Source organism: Achromobacter sp. UBA2119, from assembly GCF_002331005.1.
In the GTDB taxonomy this organism is placed as follows: domain Bacteria; phylum Pseudomonadota; class Gammaproteobacteria; order Burkholderiales; family Burkholderiaceae_B; genus Achromobacter; species Achromobacter animicus.
In genome coordinates, this window is record NZ_DCYD01000018.1 from 1 (window position 1) to 13451 (window position 13451).

Consider the following 13451-nt stretch of genomic DNA (forward strand, 5'->3'; position numbering starts at 1 on the left):
TCCCCTGCGGGGTTTTGTCTTCGTGGCGTCGGAAATGAGTGCCCAGCTTGCTGGCGCGTGGCGAGCGGTGCCTAAGCCTGACAACAGAAGCAGGTCGGGCGCGGGGCGCTAATACGTCGGCGCGGGGCGCGGCTATGCGCTGCTTGCCTCAAAACCTCCTTGGTATATCGCTTTAATTAAGAAACCCCTCGCGGCTGGCGCCGCGAGGGGTTTTTGTTTGGGTTCGATGTTTTCGAGGTTAGGGCAGCTGGCGGCGCAGGGCTTCGAAGAACAGTTCGGACTGCAAGCGTTCGCTTTGAATCTGTGCGGCGACCTTCGCTGCGATTTCCGCGTTGACGGGTTCGAGCGCACGCCCGGTGGATTGCGCGAGGACTTGCGCGGTACAGGCGCGTTCGAGGAAGAAGAGGTCGTCGTACGCGTAATCGAGTCGTTCCCCGCAGACGACGACGCCATGATTGCCCAGAAAGACGATGTCGGCGCCCTGCATGGCGTGGGCGATGCGTTCGCCTTCGGTCACGTCCAACGCGAGTCCGTTGTATTCCGCGTCGATGGCAAGCCGGCCATGGAAGCGCATGGCGTTTTGGGACAGGGTGGTGTCCAGACCGCGATCGGAAGTTAGGGTGAGCGCGGTGGCGTAGGGCATGTGGGTGTGCAGCACACAGGCCTTGCCGGCGATGCGATGGATCGCAGCGTGGATGAACATGGCTGTCGGTTCAACCTCGTGCCGGCCGGCGAGTTTGTTGCCATACGCGTCGACGAGCACGATGTCTTCCGCCTGGACCTCGTTCCACATCAGGCCTCGAGGGTTGAGAAGGAAATGATCGGGGTCGCCGGGCAACGCGACGCTGAAGTGGTTGCAGACGCCTTCGCCCAAGCCGTGAGCTGCCGCCGCACGTAGTGCCAGCGCCAGATCCGTGCGCAGGGCGGTTACGGGATCGGCATGGAAGAGAGCGTCGGCGAAACCGGGTTCCTGGTTCATGGCAACCTTCAAAAAAAGATGAGAGGGGGATCAGAGCCAGCCGGCGTCGCGGAACAGGTCAGGCACACGATCCAGAGTTGCTACGGTAGCTTCAGGGCGGTAGTCAGGCAAGGGCTTGCGGCCAGTGCCGCGGTCGATCCAGACGCATCGGAAGCCGATGTCCCGGGCCGCGACGAGGTCCAGGTGCGGGCTGGCGCAGATGTGCACGACGTCTGCTGGGGTGACCCCCAGCGCTTGATGGGCGTGAGCGAAGATGGCGCGTGACGGCTTGTAGGCGTGGGCCTGCTCGGCCGTGATGACGCGGTCGATATGGCCGCCCAGTTGGGCGACGTTGCCGGCGATGATGTCGTCGTCCGTATTGGAAATGATGCAAAGGCGGAAACCGGCTTGCTTGAGCTTGGCGAGCGTGTCGACGACTTCGGGAAACGGTGGCATGCGGGAGATGCTGCTCGTGAGCATCGTTGCGTCTTCGGGCCGGTACGGAAGGCCAAAATGCGCCATGGTGAGCCGCAACGATTCGCGGGTTACGTCAGCGAAGTTGCGGTAGGGCAAGGTGCGCTCGAGGCGGTGCTCGTGATCGTCGTACTCATGCAGGAACTGCGCAGCGGAGGGCCGTGGCGTGGACCCGGGGTGGGCCTCGAGGACCTTTGCCACTGCGGCCTGCAGGCCTTCGTCCCATTGAATGAGCGTGCCGTAGCAGTCAAAGGTGAGCCATTGGGGTCGGGTGTGATCGAGGGGCATGTCGGTTCCTTCAGCGATGGTGGAATCTACAGCGTAAGATCCTATTGGCGCAGTTGTAAAATTAATAAAAGCCACGCGCTCAGTTGATTGATAAATAAGCCTGTCCTGCGTGAAGGTCATGGCGGGCGCTGTCCAATACGAGTTGAACCAGATGCTGGATCTTGAACTATTGAAGACGTTGGTCTGCGTCGTGGACGAAGGCAGTTTCACCCGTGCCGCCAACCGGGTGCATCGCACGCAGTCGACCGTCAGTCAGCAGGTGCGCAAGCTGGAGCAGAGCGTGGGCAAGACGTTGCTGCTTCGGGACCGTGCCGGCGGCAATGTGTCGGCGACCGAGGACGGCGAGCTGATGTTGGCCTATGCGCGACGCTTGCTGGCGATTGCAGGGGAGGCGGAGCACGTGCTGTCAGCGCCGCGGACCGCGCGGGTGATACGGCTGGGTGTGCCGGAGGACTTCGATGTGTCGCGGTTGACAGTGCTGCTGGCGGAATTTGCCGCGCGCCACGCGCAGGTGCGGTTGGAAACGCTTAGCGGCATGAGCACGGATCTTCGCGCCGGGCTGGCGTCGGGCGAGCTGGAGCTGGCGCTGGTCAAGCGGGAGCCTGGCGATGGTCCTTGCATTGCGGCATGGCCGGAACGCCTGGTGTGGGTGGGCGGTCGACAGCGCAATGAGAAGGCAGCGGTGGTGTCGTTGGTCCTATTTCCGCAGGGATGTGTGTATCGCAAGCGGATGATTTATGCGCTGGAAAGCGCGGGGCAGCCGTGGCATATCGCGTACCACAGCCATAGTCTGGCCGGCGTGCAGGCAGCGGTCGCGGCGGGGTTGGGGATCAGTCTGTTGCCGACCTCGGCGCGGCTGGAGACGCACGTTGAACTGGCCGCTGCAGACGGATTTGCCGATGTGCCGCCGACCGAGCTGGCGATCGTGGGCGACGCGCGCGGGCTTGGCGCCATGGGGATCGATCTGCTGGATGCGCTGAAGCAGGCCATTGACGGGGACTTGGCACCGTACGCGCCTTAACGCTGGCAATTAGCTGCGCTGGGATCCGCGCACGTCGCCGTCGAGGTAGAACCATTGCCCGTTCTCGCGCACGAAGCGGCTGGTCTCGTGCATGCGGCTGGCGCGGCCGTCCAGGCGGCTTCTGGCTACAAATTCGACGGTGGCGTGTTCGGCGTCCTGGTCGGCTGCGGCCTTGATCTGCAGGCCAAGCCATTTCAAACCGGGCGAATTGGACTCGAGTGACGCGGGGCGCGTGGTGGGATGCCAAGTGGCCAGCAGGTAGGGCAGCTTGTCCAGCACGAAGGCGCTGTATCGCGAGCGCATGAGGGCTTCGGCAGTGGGGGCTTGAAGCGATTGCGGGCCGTCGTGCCAGCGGCCGCAGCAGTCGGTGTAGGAACGAGGACTGCCGCAGGGGCAAGGCGCTTTGGTGTGACTTGTTTGCTTCGGCACGGCGGGGGAGTTGAAGTGAGTTGTCTTGCGAGAGAGGATTACGCCAACAGGTCAGTGTATTCGGGATGTCGGCGGATGTAGGCGTCGGCGTAGGAGCAGTAGGGGCGGACCTTCCAGCCGTTTTCGCGCGCGGTGAGCAGTGCCTGGCGGGTCAGTTCGGCGGCGATGCCGCGGCCGCCGACCGCACTGGGCACGCCCGTGTGCGTGATGGCCATGGCGCCGTTTTCGAGCTGATAGTCCAGGACGCAGAGTACGCCGTCGACGGTGGCGGTGAAGCGGGAACGGTCGGTGTCGTGAATTACGGAAATCATTCGAGAAAACTCCTTCGTAGGTGACGAAGACGGTCGGATAGAGAACGCATTTCTTGCCGAGAGCAGGTTCCTGTCTCACGACCGGGCACCCGTCTCACGATCAGGCACTTAAAAGCAGAGCAAGTTTCGGACCTGCGCAAAGCGTCGCCGGTGGAGAGGCGTTGTCAATAGCGTCGCCGGTGGAAAAGCATGCCGGTGGAAAAGCATGCCGGCGCAAAAGCGCGCCAGCCCATAGCGCATGACGTTTGAGCAAGATTCTCCAATATCGGCTTCGTACATAAATCGCGGCGCACCCTCGGTCGCCCCGCCATGCGGCGCTTGGATTGGCTTTGGCTGCCGACGTTCGATGTCGGAACTCCCCGATGTTAGCGCCGCCGAACTGAACTCCCCGGCGTCCCTTTCCGAGGGTCTCACCGGTGCAACACTTTGATCAGTGCAGTGAGTTGCGCGTCGCGGGCTTCGACGAGGTCTGCGATGCTTTGGTGGCCGGCCTCGGCGTTGACGCCTTCTATCAGGCGTTGTTGCAGTGCTGGCGTGACCTCGGGGGTGCCGAGGTCATCCCACCAGGTCTGCACGGGTCCTAGCAAGTGGTGCATGAAGTGGGCGAGGCCGCCTTCGCCGCCGCCCAGGTTGAACGTCATGTGGGGGCCGAACAGGGCCCAGCGCAGGCCGGGGCCTTGGGAGACGGCGGCGTCGATGTCCGCGACGCTGGCGACGTTTTCGGCGGCCAGGTGGATGGCCTCTCGCCATAGGGCGGCTTGCAGGCGGTTGGCGATGTGGCCCGGGACTTCCTTGTTCAGCCGGATGGGGTGTTTGCCCATGCTGCGGTAGAAGTCGATGGCGCGGTCCATGGTGTCGGCGGAAGTCTGATCGCCGCCGACGACTTCGACCAGCGGAATGAGGTGGGGCGGATTGAAGGGGTGGCCGATCACGAAACGCTGGGGATGGCGGCAGCGCGATTGCAGACGGCTCATGATGAGGCCGGACGAACTGGAAGCGACGATGACGTGCGGGGGCAGGATGGCGTCGATGCGGGCGAAGAGGTCGGTTTTGAAATCTTCGCGCTCGGGCGCGTTTTCCTGAACGAAGTCGACGCCAGCCAGCGCGGTTTGCAGGTCGGGGTCGAAGCGCAACGCGTCGGCGGTGGCGCCGGGGCGCACGTGGCCGAGCTCGGCCAGGACCGGCCATGCCGCCTGCACGCGGGCAAGGGTCTGGGCCTGTGCATGCGGGCCGGGGTCGCTGACGACGACTTCCAGTCCGTGCGCGAGGAACAACGCGGCCCAACTGGCGCCGATGGTGCCGGCGCCGACGATGGCGACGCGGCGGATGGGGCCGGGGCTGGAAGAAATAGAACTGGGCGGAACGGAACTGGACGAAACAGGACCGGGCGAGGCAGAGCTGGACGAAGCAGGACCGGACGAAGCAGGACCGGACGAAACAGAACCGGACGAAGCAGAACTAGACGGCGCAATGCTGGACATGCAGGTCTCCTTTGTTGGGTTTGCTGCATTGTGAAGCAAAGCAAGGGCCGTTGCCACGCGGGCAGTGCGGCGGCAACATAAGGGCTTTCCGACCTCTCGGGAGCCTTGCATGAGTCCGACGCCCGCGCGCGAAACCGTTCCGTATTTCTGCCAATGGGAGTCCGCGCATCGGGCGGGCGAAATCATTCGCAAGGAGCTGGATCTGGCGCACGACCCCGCATGGCGCGATTCCGGCGCACGAGATTTGGACGAGTATGTGCGCTGGGCCAGCCATGTCTGCGGGATGGCGTGTTTGAAGATGGTGCTGGCGGCGCGGACCGGGCGCGTTCATCCGACCTTGGCGCTCGCCCGCGGCAGCTTGCCGTATGGCGCCTACATCGAGGAAGCGGACGGAAACATCAAGGGCCTGATCTATGCGCCGTTCGTGCGATATGTCGCCGACGTTTTCGGTTTGCATGCGCAGGTGTGCGTCGATTTGCCCGCCTCGGACCTGCCGGATCTGATGGCGCAGTCGGATTTCTTCATGGCGTCGGTCCACCCCTGGATTCGGTGGCCCGACAGGGAGCCACCGAAAAAAGGCGGACATCTGGTGCTGGTGACGCGCGCCACGACCACGTCTGTGAGGTTTCACAACCCGTCGGGCGAGCCGGGTTCGCAAGCGGATGTGGAGCTGCCGCTGTCGGATTTCGACAGGTTCTACGCTGGGCGCGGCGTCGCGATTATGGCGGGCGGCTAAAGCAACATACCGCCGCGCGCTCAGGCGTTGCGGGCGCGGCGCAGGAAGCGCACGGTCAGCACGACGGTGATGACGTAGCTGACCGTGATCACGCTGTAGGCCGCGGGCAGGCTGGCATGCCAGTCCGGCAAGAGATGCAGGATGGTGCCCATGACTGCAACGCCGACCAACGCGCCGGATTGGCGATTGGCGTTCAAGGCTGCCGCTGCGCTGTTGGCGTGCTTGCTGCCAGTGACCTGCATGACGATGCTGGTCATCGCAGGCACCGCGATGCCGACGCCCAGGTTGGCCAGGGCGACGACAACGGCGAAGGGCCAGTAGGCGACGCCGGGTGTAAAGGTGGCGATGCCGATGGCGCTCATCACCGCCGCGAGCGAGACGCCGCCCAGCAGCGAGGCCGACACGCTCCACCGCGACGACACGCGGCCCGAGATGAGATTGCCGATGGAGAACACCGCCAGCATCGGCACGAGTTCGATGCCCGTCTGCAACGCATCGGCGCCGCGCGCGTGTTGCAGGAACAGGCTCAGCAGGAACAACTGGCCATATGAGGCGAGGTTGATGAGAAAGCCCACGCCGTTGGCGGCGGCGAATTGACGGGTGGCGAAGAGCGCACGCGGGATGATGGGCTGGGCGTGCCGGCGTTCGCGGTGCACGAGCAGCGCCGTGGCGGCGAGGCTCAGCAGCGCCGTGGCAGCGATCGACGGGGAGGTCCAGCCATACGCGTTGCCCTGGATCAGGACGAAGCACAAGGAAGACAGCGCGACGACGCCGAGCAGGTGGCTCAAGGGGTTGAGCGCGCGGGGACGCCGCGGCGCGGTTGCGATGCGGCGGCGGGCGAGCCACAGGCCGGCCAGACCCAGCGGGATGTTGATGAGGAAGATGCTGCGCCAGCCGAACTGGTGGATGAGCGCGCCGCCAAGCAACGGGCCGGATGCGCCAGCGACGGCCACAATGGCTGACCATGCGGCCAGCATGCGGTTGCGCACGTTTTCGTCGGCATAGGCGTGCGTGAGCAGGCTGAGCGAGCTGGGCATGAAGAGCGCTGCGCCAACGCCCTGCAGCATCCGCGCCGCGATTAGCATGTCGGCGTTCGGCGCCAGCCCGCAAAGCAGGGACGCGGCGGTGAACACGCCCAGCCCGGTCAGGTAGAGGGTCTTGGCGCCATAGCGGTCGGCCAGCGCGCCGGCAACCAGAAGCAACGCGGCGAAGGTCAGGGTGTAGCCGTCGACGATCCAGACGAGGTCCGTGAGCGGCACGGTGAACTGGAGCGCGATGCTGGGGATTGCGACATTGACCACCGTCACGTCGAGCATGGCCATGACGAAGCCGACGGCCAAAGTGATCAAAGGCACCCATCCCGTGGCGGGAGCGGGCGGCACGTCCATTGAAACGACGGGGCGGCAGGCGGAGGACATGGCAAGTTTCTTTCTGATGGCGCAACGCGCGGAGAGGGCAAAGCTTAGGCGGATCCTTTGATGCAAAAAAGCCGAATTACTGCTTTATAGTCATGCAGAATTGCATCAAGGGCTTGAAATGGATTGGGATAACGCACGGGTATTTCTGGCGATCCACCGCGTGGGAACGCTGCGCGGCGCTGCGGCGGTTCTGCAGATCGACCAGGCCACTGCCGGCCGGCGTTTGGCGGCATTGGAAGCGTCGTTGGACGCGCGTCTTTTCCTGCGCACGCCCAGCGGGTACGTGCCCACGGCGGCGGGCGAGCTTGCGTTTGCCGCCGCCGAGCGCATGGAGCAGGCGGCTGACCAGCTTCAGCGCCAGATGCAGGGGCTGGATCACCGGCTGTCCGGTGTGGTCCGTGTCGCGACTTCGGAGACGGTGGCCCGCTACTTCATCATGGAGGCCATCAAGCGGGTCCATGCCGAGCACCCGGATATCCGAGTGGTGCTGTCCACCGGCATTCAGATCAGCAATCTGACGCGCCGCGAGGCCGATCTGGCCATCCGCAACATCAAGCCCGACAACCCCGACCTGATCCATCGCCATCTGGCGCGCAAGGAGGTGGGGTTGTACGCGTCGCGGGCGTACCTGGCCGCGCATGGCGAACCCAAGCCCGGCACCGCGTTCGCGGGGCACACCCTGATCGCGTATCAGCAGGCCGTGCTGCCCGGCTGGTCGGACTCGCTATGCGGCGAGCCCACCCGCAACGGCCGCATCGGCGTCGAGGTGAATTCCGGGCTGATGATTATCGACGCGGTGGTGGCGGGACTGGGCATCGGCGAGTTGCCGACCCACATGGCGCCGGACCATCCCGAACTGGTGCGGATCTGGCCAGCCCGCAGCGAGGCCTATGACCTGTGGCTGGTGATGCATGGCGACCTGAACCGCACCGCGCGCGTGCGGGCGGTGGCGGACGCGATTGTCGACGTCTTCGAAGAGAGCAATTAGCGGCAAGCCGAGGGTTGTGGTGCGGCGAGACTGGCGCTAAGGTTTGCTGGCCCGCAGAAAAATCCACATTTTCAGGAGTCGCGCGTGTCCGATCTTTGGCGTTTGTCCGCAGTTGAGCTTGCCTCCCTTGTCCGCAAGCGTGAGGTGTCCGCCGTGCAGGCTGCGCAAAGCGCGCTGCAACGGCTCGATGCCGTCAATCCCGCGATCAACGCGGTGGTGGATCACCGGCCCGAGGACGTGCTGGCGCAGGCCGCAGAGGTGGACGCGGCGCTCGCGCGCGGGGAAGATCCCGGCCTGCTGGCGGGTGTGCCCGTCACCGTGAAGGTCAACGTGGATCAGGCGGGCTTTGCCACGACCAACGGCGTGCGCCTGCAGAAGGACCTGATCGCCGAACGGAACAGTCCTGTCGTCGACAACTTGCGGCGCGCCGGTGCGGTGATCGTGGGCAGGACCAATACGCCGGCGTTTTCGCTGCGCTGGTTTACCGGCAACGCGCTGCATGGCGATACGCGCAATCCCCGTAATCCGGCGTTGACGCCGGGCGGCTCGTCGGGCGGCGCCGCGTCTGCGGTGGCGGCCGGCATCGGGCATCTGGCGCATGGCACGGACATCGCCGGTTCGATCCGTTATCCGGCATACGCGTGCGGCGTGCATGGCCTGCGTCCGTCGCTGGGCCGGGTGGCGGCGTATAACGCGGCGCTGCCGGAGCGGTCGATTGGCGGTCAGATCACGGCGGTGTCGGGGCCGTTGGGGCGCACCATTGCCGATATCCGGTTGGGGCTGGCCGTGCTGGCCGCGCCGGATCCGCGTGATCCGTGGTGGGTGCCCGCGCCGCTGACCGGCCCGGAAGTGCCGAAGCGCGCCGCGCTGTGTTTGAACCCCGACGGCATGGACACCGATCCGGCCATCGTGAAGGCATTGCAGGAAGCGGCGCGGCGGCTGAGCGAAGCAGGCTGGACGGTCGATACGCTGGAAGCGATACCCCCGATGCAGGAGGCCGCCGACCTGCAGATCCGCATGTGGATGGCCGACGGCTATGACGCCATGGTGGCGGCAGCGGAAAAAGAGGGCGACCGAGGCGCGTTGGTGGCGCTGGCCGGGCAGCGCGACAAGGCGGCAAGCGCCGATCTGACAAGCTTTTCGGCAGTGTTGACGCGCCGTGCGACGCTCACGCGCCTGTGGGAGGTGTTTTTCGCCGAGTACCCGGTGCTATTGCTGCCGGTATCGGCCGAATTGCCGTTCCCCGACAACCTCGACCTGCAGGGCGACGCGGCCTACGCGCGGGTCTGGCGCGCGCAGCTGACCCAGATCGGGCTGCCGTTCATGGGCCTGCCCGGACTGTCCGTGGCCATGGGCAGCGCGATGAGCAGCGCGGGGCCCAGTCCCGTGGGTGTGCAGGTGGTGGCGGGGCGGTTCCGAGAGGACCTGTGCCTGGCAGCCGGTGAAATCATCGAGGCGGGCGGCGAGGCGGTCGGCATCGCGGAGCCGGCGCTTCGATAACGGTGTCACGGGCCAACAGCGTCACGGGCGGCGGGCGCCGCCCGAGCGCATCTTCATCCACTGGCGTGCGTGTTCAACCGCCGAAGCGCACCTTCAGCACGCCCAGATCGCCGTACGTCAGTTCGACGTCCTTATTCGCGGGGACGTCCAGGAAGCCGGCGTACGAACCGGTGATGACATGCTGGCCGGCCGTCAGACCCAGCCCTTGCTCTCGCAGGAAATTGGCCAGCCAATACAGACCGGCTTTGGGACGATCGTTGGGGTGGATGCCGGCGTGCTGCTCGACTTCGACGCCGTCGACCTTGAGCGTGATGGTCATGCAGCCCGGCGCCGCATCGGGCGACGAAATGCGAGGGCCAAGCACCAGTCCCTGATTGAACATGTGGTCCGCCAGCAGTTCGGGCAGGCTGGCGTGTTCCGGGGACGCGTAGCGACAGCCCAGGACTTCCAGCGCCAGGCGGGCGCCGCCCACCGCGGCGTCGATCTCGGCTTCGGTGTACGGCGTGTCGCGCGGCGGCAGGTCGCGGGCAAGCTCAAATGCGATTTCGGGCTCAATGCGCACGATGTCGCTGCCGGCGGCGATGGGGCCGGCCGCGGCGTCCGCCGTGCCTGATGCGTAGATGGGCGCCACGACGGTTTTTTCCGGAGACGGCAGCGCGCTTTTCCAGGCGGCGATGCTGTCCAGGCGAGTCTCGCGCAGCAGTTCGGCCGTGCGCTGCTGCACCGCAAATGCCTGGCCCAAGGACTGCGGGCGGCATTCGGCGGGCAGGCGCGGGCCGGCGATGCCCGACTGGCGCGCGGCAATCAGGAAGCGCGCCGCATCGACGCTGCCGGGATAGTCTTCAAACTTGATCTGCATGCGTTCAGACTCCAAGGAACAGCATGATCCACAACACGATCATGGCAATCAGACCCAGCCAGCACGAGCCCCAGAAACCGACGATCGGCCATTTCAGGGCGAGCGGGATCTTCTTGGGTTCGACGTGGGACAGCAGGTCGTTGGCGTTGCCGATCAGCCAGAAACGCGTGCCCGGAAACATCAGGCGGAAGAAGTAATCCAGCATGATCGCGGCCTGGATCGCCAGCGGAAACTGCTTGAACGGCCGGTGCTGCAGGTACGGGTGCTTGAGCGCCGCGTTGACCTGCTTGGTCTTGACGAAGAACAGCACGATGCCGCTGATCGTGCAGGTGATGAAACAGAGCACGAAAAGGCTGAAGGCCATGGCCATGACGGGTGAATGCATGGGGATCTCAAGGATGCGCGGCCGGGCCGCGTGGGATGGACAAATTCAGGCAAAAAAGCTGGCCCTATTGTAGAGGGCTTGGCGCGGCCCCGTGTTCAGGGCCGCGTCAGTACGAGCGCGGGCGCGCCCGGGGCTGTCAGCCGCGGGTCTGGCCTTCGCCGTTCAGCACCCACTTGAGCGTGGTCAGGCCCTCCAGGCCCACGGGGCCGCGCGCATGCAGACGGTTCGTGGAGATGCCGATCTCGGCGCCCAGGCCGTACTCGAAGCCGTCCGCAAAGCAGGTCGGAAGGTTGACGTAGACCGAGCTGGAGTCGACCTCGCGCTGAAAGCGCTGCGCCGCCGACAGGTCTTGCGTGACGATCGCGTCGGTGTGGCCCGAGCCGTAGCGTGCGATGTGTTCGATGGCGTCGTCCAGCGTGTCGACGATGCGCACGGCCAGGATGGGCGCCAGGTATTCGGTGGCCCAGTCTTCTTCGGTGGCGGGCGTGGCGTGGGGCAGCAGCGCCAGTGTGCGCGGGCAGCCCCGCAGTTCCACGCCGTGTTCGGTGAAGGCGGCGGCCAGGCTGGGCAGGATGGACACAGCGGCCACGGCGTCGATCAGCAGCGTCTCCATGGCGCCGCAGATGCCGTAGCGGTAGGTCTTGGCGTTCAGGGCGATGGCGTGAGCCTTGTCCGGATCCGCCGCGGCGTCGATGTAGATATGGCAGTTGCCGTCCAGGTGCTTGATGAGCGGCACGCGCGCCTCTTGGGACAGGCGGGCGATGAGGCCCTTGCCGCCGCGCGGCACGATCACGTCGATGTGTTCGGTCATGGTGATGAGCGCGCCCACGGCCGCGCGGTCGGCGGTGGCGACGACCTGCACCGCATCCTGCGGCAGGCCGGCGGCGGCCAGGCCCGTTTGCACGATGCGGCCGAGCGCCACGTTGGAGTGCAGCGCCTCGCTGCCGCCGCGCAGGATGGCGGCGTTGCCGGACTTCAGGCACAGGGCCGCGGCGTCGATGGTGACGTTGGGGCGCGATTCGTAAATGATGCCGATCACGCCTAATGGCACGCGCATCTGGGCGACGCGCATGCCATTTGGCCGGACGGTGGTGGCGGTGATGCTGCCGATCGGATCGGGCAGCGCGGCGATCTGGCGCAGGCCTTCTGCCATGTGCGCCAGCGTCTTGTCCGACAGCGTCAGGCGGTCCAGCAGCGCGGGTTCCAGCCCATTGGCGCGGGCAGCGGCCACGTCTTTCTCGTTGGCGGCTTTCAGTTCGTCGTGGCTGGCGGCCAGGGCGTCGGCCATGGCGATCAGCGCCTGGTTTTTGGCGGCGCTGTCAGCGCGCATCATGGCGCGCGAGGCGCGGCGGGCGTTTTCGCCCAGGGTGAGCATGGCTTGTTCGATGGAGGACGAGGACATGGCGGCGTCGATCATGTGATGGGGCGGCGCGGGCGCCGCCTGGAGATTCAGTGTATATCCGGCTATCGGGCCGGGCGAGATCCGGTCTGGGGACCGGGTGTGGGAGCGCAAGGGGGACGAGGCGAAGGCGGCGGCGAGGCCGCCTTCACGGTCGTCCGCCGGCGGCGGCCACGCGCAGGGCCAGCCGGGTCATTTCTTCCCAGGGATCCGAGAGGCGGCCGGGCACCGAGAGGCCCTTGATGAGGCGGTCGACTTCGTGGGCGTGCTGCACGGCGGCGGGCCAGACGCCGGGCTGGACCCGATTCAGGGCCTGCAGCGCCAAGCGTTCGTGGGCGCCGAAGATGCGCAGGCGGCGCATGAGGCCGTTGGCATCCTGTCCCAACGCGCGCGCCTCGGCAATACGGGCAAGCAGGCGGATTTCTTCGCCGACCGCCCACAGCACCAGCGGCAGGGCTTCGCCTTCGGCGCGCAAGCCATCGATCATGCGGATGGTGCGTCCGATGTCGCCGGCCAGCATGGCGTCGCGCAGGCCGAAGACGTCGTAGCGGGCGACGTTTAGCACGGCGCGCTCCACGTCCTCGGGGGCGAGCTGGCCCTCGGGGTAGAGCAGACCGAGCTTCTGGATTTCCTGGTGGGCGGCCAGCAGATTGCCTTCCACCTTGTCCGCCATCCATTGCAGCGTAGCGCTGTCGGCGCGCTGGTTTTGGCGCGCGAGACGCATGCCGACCCAGGCGGGCAGGCGGCCGCGTTCGATGTTGGCGATGTCGACGGCCATGCCGGCGCGCACCAGCGCTTGCATCCAGCGGCTTTCGCGGGTGGCCTTGTCCAGGCGCGGCAAGGCGATCAAGACGAGCGTATCGGCCTCGGGCTGCTTTTCGGCCTGTTCGGCCAGCTTGGTCAGGGTGTCGGCGCCGGATTTGCCCGGCTTGCCGGTGGGGATCTTGATTTCAAGGATGCGGCGGTCGCCGAACAGCGACACGCTCTGGGTGGCGGCAAGGACCGCGCTCCAGTCGCTTCGCGCGTCCATCACCATGGACAGGCGCTCGGTGTAGCCGGCGTTGCGCGCGGCAGCGCGCAACGCGTCGACGGCTTCGGTCACCAGCAGCGGTTCGTCGCCGGAGACCGTGTACAGCGGCGCCAGCCGATTGCCGGGCCGCTGCAGGTGTTCGGCCAGCCGATCCGCGTCCAGAGGCTGTGCCAT

General features: G+C 66.1%; 14 protein-coding genes. 4 read left to right on the forward strand and 10 right to left on the reverse strand.

Annotated elements, in window-relative coordinates:
• Positions 1-238 precede the first annotated feature (238 nt).
• Both B3098_RS20805 and B3098_RS20810 read right to left on the reverse strand, forming a co-directional pair.
• On the reverse strand, positions 239-979 hold the full coding sequence (locus B3098_RS20805) for an aldolase (protein ID WP_286898739.1): 741 nt from the start codon (positions 977-979) through the stop codon (positions 239-241).
• A gap of 30 nt (positions 980-1009) precedes the next feature.
• Positions 1010-1720 (reverse strand): haloacid dehalogenase type II, encoded by a 711-nt coding sequence (locus tag B3098_RS20810; RefSeq protein WP_279975247.1) that lies wholly within the window; start codon positions 1718-1720, stop codon positions 1010-1012.
• Positions 1721-1871: 151 nt separating this feature from the next.
• On the opposite strand from B3098_RS20810, the gene B3098_RS20815 reads away from it, so the two are divergent.
• Complete coding sequence (locus B3098_RS20815) at positions 1872-2741, forward strand: LysR substrate-binding domain-containing protein (protein ID WP_286898742.1); 870 nt, start codon at positions 1872-1874, stop codon at positions 2739-2741.
• Positions 2742-2750: 9 nt separating this feature from the next.
• Here B3098_RS20815 and B3098_RS20820 read toward each other — a convergent pair whose 3' ends face one another.
• The 3 genes from B3098_RS20820 to B3098_RS20830 all read right to left on the reverse strand — a co-directional run bounded on the left by B3098_RS20820 (position 2751) and on the right by B3098_RS20830 (position 4962).
• On the reverse strand, positions 2751-3170 hold the full coding sequence (locus B3098_RS20820) for a YchJ family protein (RefSeq protein WP_279975246.1): 420 nt from the start codon (positions 3168-3170) through the stop codon (positions 2751-2753).
• 38 nt (positions 3171-3208) lie between these two features.
• Positions 3209-3481: a GNAT family N-acetyltransferase gene (locus tag B3098_RS20825; protein ID WP_175139369.1), complete on the reverse strand. Its 273-nt coding sequence runs from the start codon at positions 3479-3481 to the stop codon at positions 3209-3211.
• Between the two features lie 410 nt (positions 3482-3891).
• Positions 3892-4962: a 3-hydroxyacyl-CoA dehydrogenase NAD-binding domain-containing protein gene (locus B3098_RS20830; RefSeq protein WP_286898743.1), complete on the reverse strand. Its 1071-nt coding sequence runs from the start codon at positions 4960-4962 to the stop codon at positions 3892-3894.
• Positions 4963-5071: 109 nt separating this feature from the next.
• Here B3098_RS20830 and B3098_RS20835 point away from each other — a divergent pair, with 109 nt between their 5' ends.
• A complete protein-coding gene (locus tag B3098_RS20835; protein WP_286898744.1) occupies positions 5072-5698 on the forward strand; it encodes a hypothetical protein in 627 nt (208 codons plus the stop codon).
• Between the two features lie 20 nt (positions 5699-5718).
• On the opposite strand, the gene B3098_RS20840 is transcribed toward B3098_RS20835, so the two are convergent.
• Positions 5719-7116, reverse strand: coding sequence for an MFS transporter (locus B3098_RS20840; protein ID WP_286898745.1), 1398 nt, complete (start codon positions 7114-7116; stop codon positions 5719-5721).
• A gap of 118 nt (positions 7117-7234) precedes the next feature.
• Here B3098_RS20840 and B3098_RS20845 point away from each other — a divergent pair, with 118 nt between their 5' ends.
• Positions 7235-8104 carry a LysR family transcriptional regulator gene (locus B3098_RS20845; RefSeq protein WP_286898746.1) on the forward strand — a complete coding sequence of 290 codons (870 nt, stop codon included), beginning with the start codon at positions 7235-7237 and terminating at the stop codon, positions 8102-8104.
• A gap of 84 nt (positions 8105-8188) precedes the next feature.
• On the forward strand, positions 8189-9604 hold the full coding sequence (locus tag B3098_RS20850) for an amidase family protein (RefSeq protein WP_286898747.1): 1416 nt from the start codon (positions 8189-8191) through the stop codon (positions 9602-9604).
• A gap of 73 nt (positions 9605-9677) precedes the next feature.
• Here B3098_RS20850 and B3098_RS20855 read toward each other — a convergent pair whose 3' ends face one another.
• The 4 genes from B3098_RS20855 to holA form a co-directional block, all read right to left on the reverse strand.
• Complete coding sequence (locus tag B3098_RS20855; RefSeq protein ID WP_286898748.1) at positions 9678-10463, reverse strand: 2-keto-4-pentenoate hydratase; 786 nt, start codon at positions 10461-10463, stop codon at positions 9678-9680.
• A gap of 4 nt (positions 10464-10467) precedes the next feature.
• Complete coding sequence (locus B3098_RS20860; protein WP_175185805.1) at positions 10468-10848, reverse strand: hypothetical protein; 381 nt, start codon at positions 10846-10848, stop codon at positions 10468-10470.
• A gap of 136 nt (positions 10849-10984) precedes the next feature.
• Positions 10985-12265 carry a glutamate-5-semialdehyde dehydrogenase gene (locus tag B3098_RS20865; protein ID WP_175139363.1) on the reverse strand — a complete coding sequence of 427 codons (1281 nt, stop codon included), beginning with the start codon at positions 12263-12265 and terminating at the stop codon, positions 10985-10987.
• A gap of 130 nt (positions 12266-12395) precedes the next feature.
• A complete protein-coding gene (gene holA, locus B3098_RS20870) occupies positions 12396-13451 on the reverse strand; it encodes a DNA polymerase III subunit delta (protein ID WP_056564119.1) in 1056 nt (351 codons plus the stop codon).

Excerpts from the sequence above, each read along its gene's own strand:
- B3098_RS20805 (WP_286898739.1), bottom strand. The coding sequence starts at position 979 with ATGAACCAGGAACCCGGTTTCGCCGACGCTCTCTTCCATGCCGATCCC.
- B3098_RS20810 (WP_279975247.1), bottom strand. The coding sequence starts at position 1,720 with ATGCCCCTCGATCACACCCGACCCCAATGGCTCACCTTTGACTGCTAC.
- B3098_RS20815 (WP_286898742.1), top strand. The coding sequence starts at position 1,872 with ATGCTGGATCTTGAACTATTGAAGACGTTGGTCTGCGTCGTGGACGAA.
- B3098_RS20825 (WP_175139369.1), bottom strand. The coding sequence starts at position 3,481 with ATGATTTCCGTAATTCACGACACCGACCGTTCCCGCTTCACCGCCACC.
- B3098_RS20830 (WP_286898743.1), bottom strand. The coding sequence starts at position 4,962 with ATGTCCAGCATTGCGCCGTCTAGTTCTGCTTCGTCCGGTTCTGTTTCG.
- B3098_RS20835 (WP_286898744.1), top strand. The coding sequence starts at position 5,072 with ATGAGTCCGACGCCCGCGCGCGAAACCGTTCCGTATTTCTGCCAATGG.
- B3098_RS20840 (WP_286898745.1), bottom strand. The coding sequence starts at position 7,116 with ATGTCCTCCGCCTGCCGCCCCGTCGTTTCAATGGACGTGCCGCCCGCT.
- B3098_RS20845 (WP_286898746.1), top strand. The coding sequence starts at position 7,235 with ATGGATTGGGATAACGCACGGGTATTTCTGGCGATCCACCGCGTGGGA.
- B3098_RS20855 (WP_286898748.1), bottom strand. The coding sequence starts at position 10,463 with ATGCAGATCAAGTTTGAAGACTATCCCGGCAGCGTCGATGCGGCGCGC.
- B3098_RS20860 (WP_175185805.1), bottom strand. The coding sequence starts at position 10,848 with ATGCATTCACCCGTCATGGCCATGGCCTTCAGCCTTTTCGTGCTCTGT.
- B3098_RS20865 (WP_175139363.1), bottom strand. The coding sequence starts at position 12,265 with ATGATCGACGCCGCCATGTCCTCGTCCTCCATCGAACAAGCCATGCTC.
- holA (WP_056564119.1), bottom strand. The coding sequence starts at position 13,451 with ATGGCACAGCCTCTGGACGCGGATCGGCTGGCCGAACACCTGCAGCGG.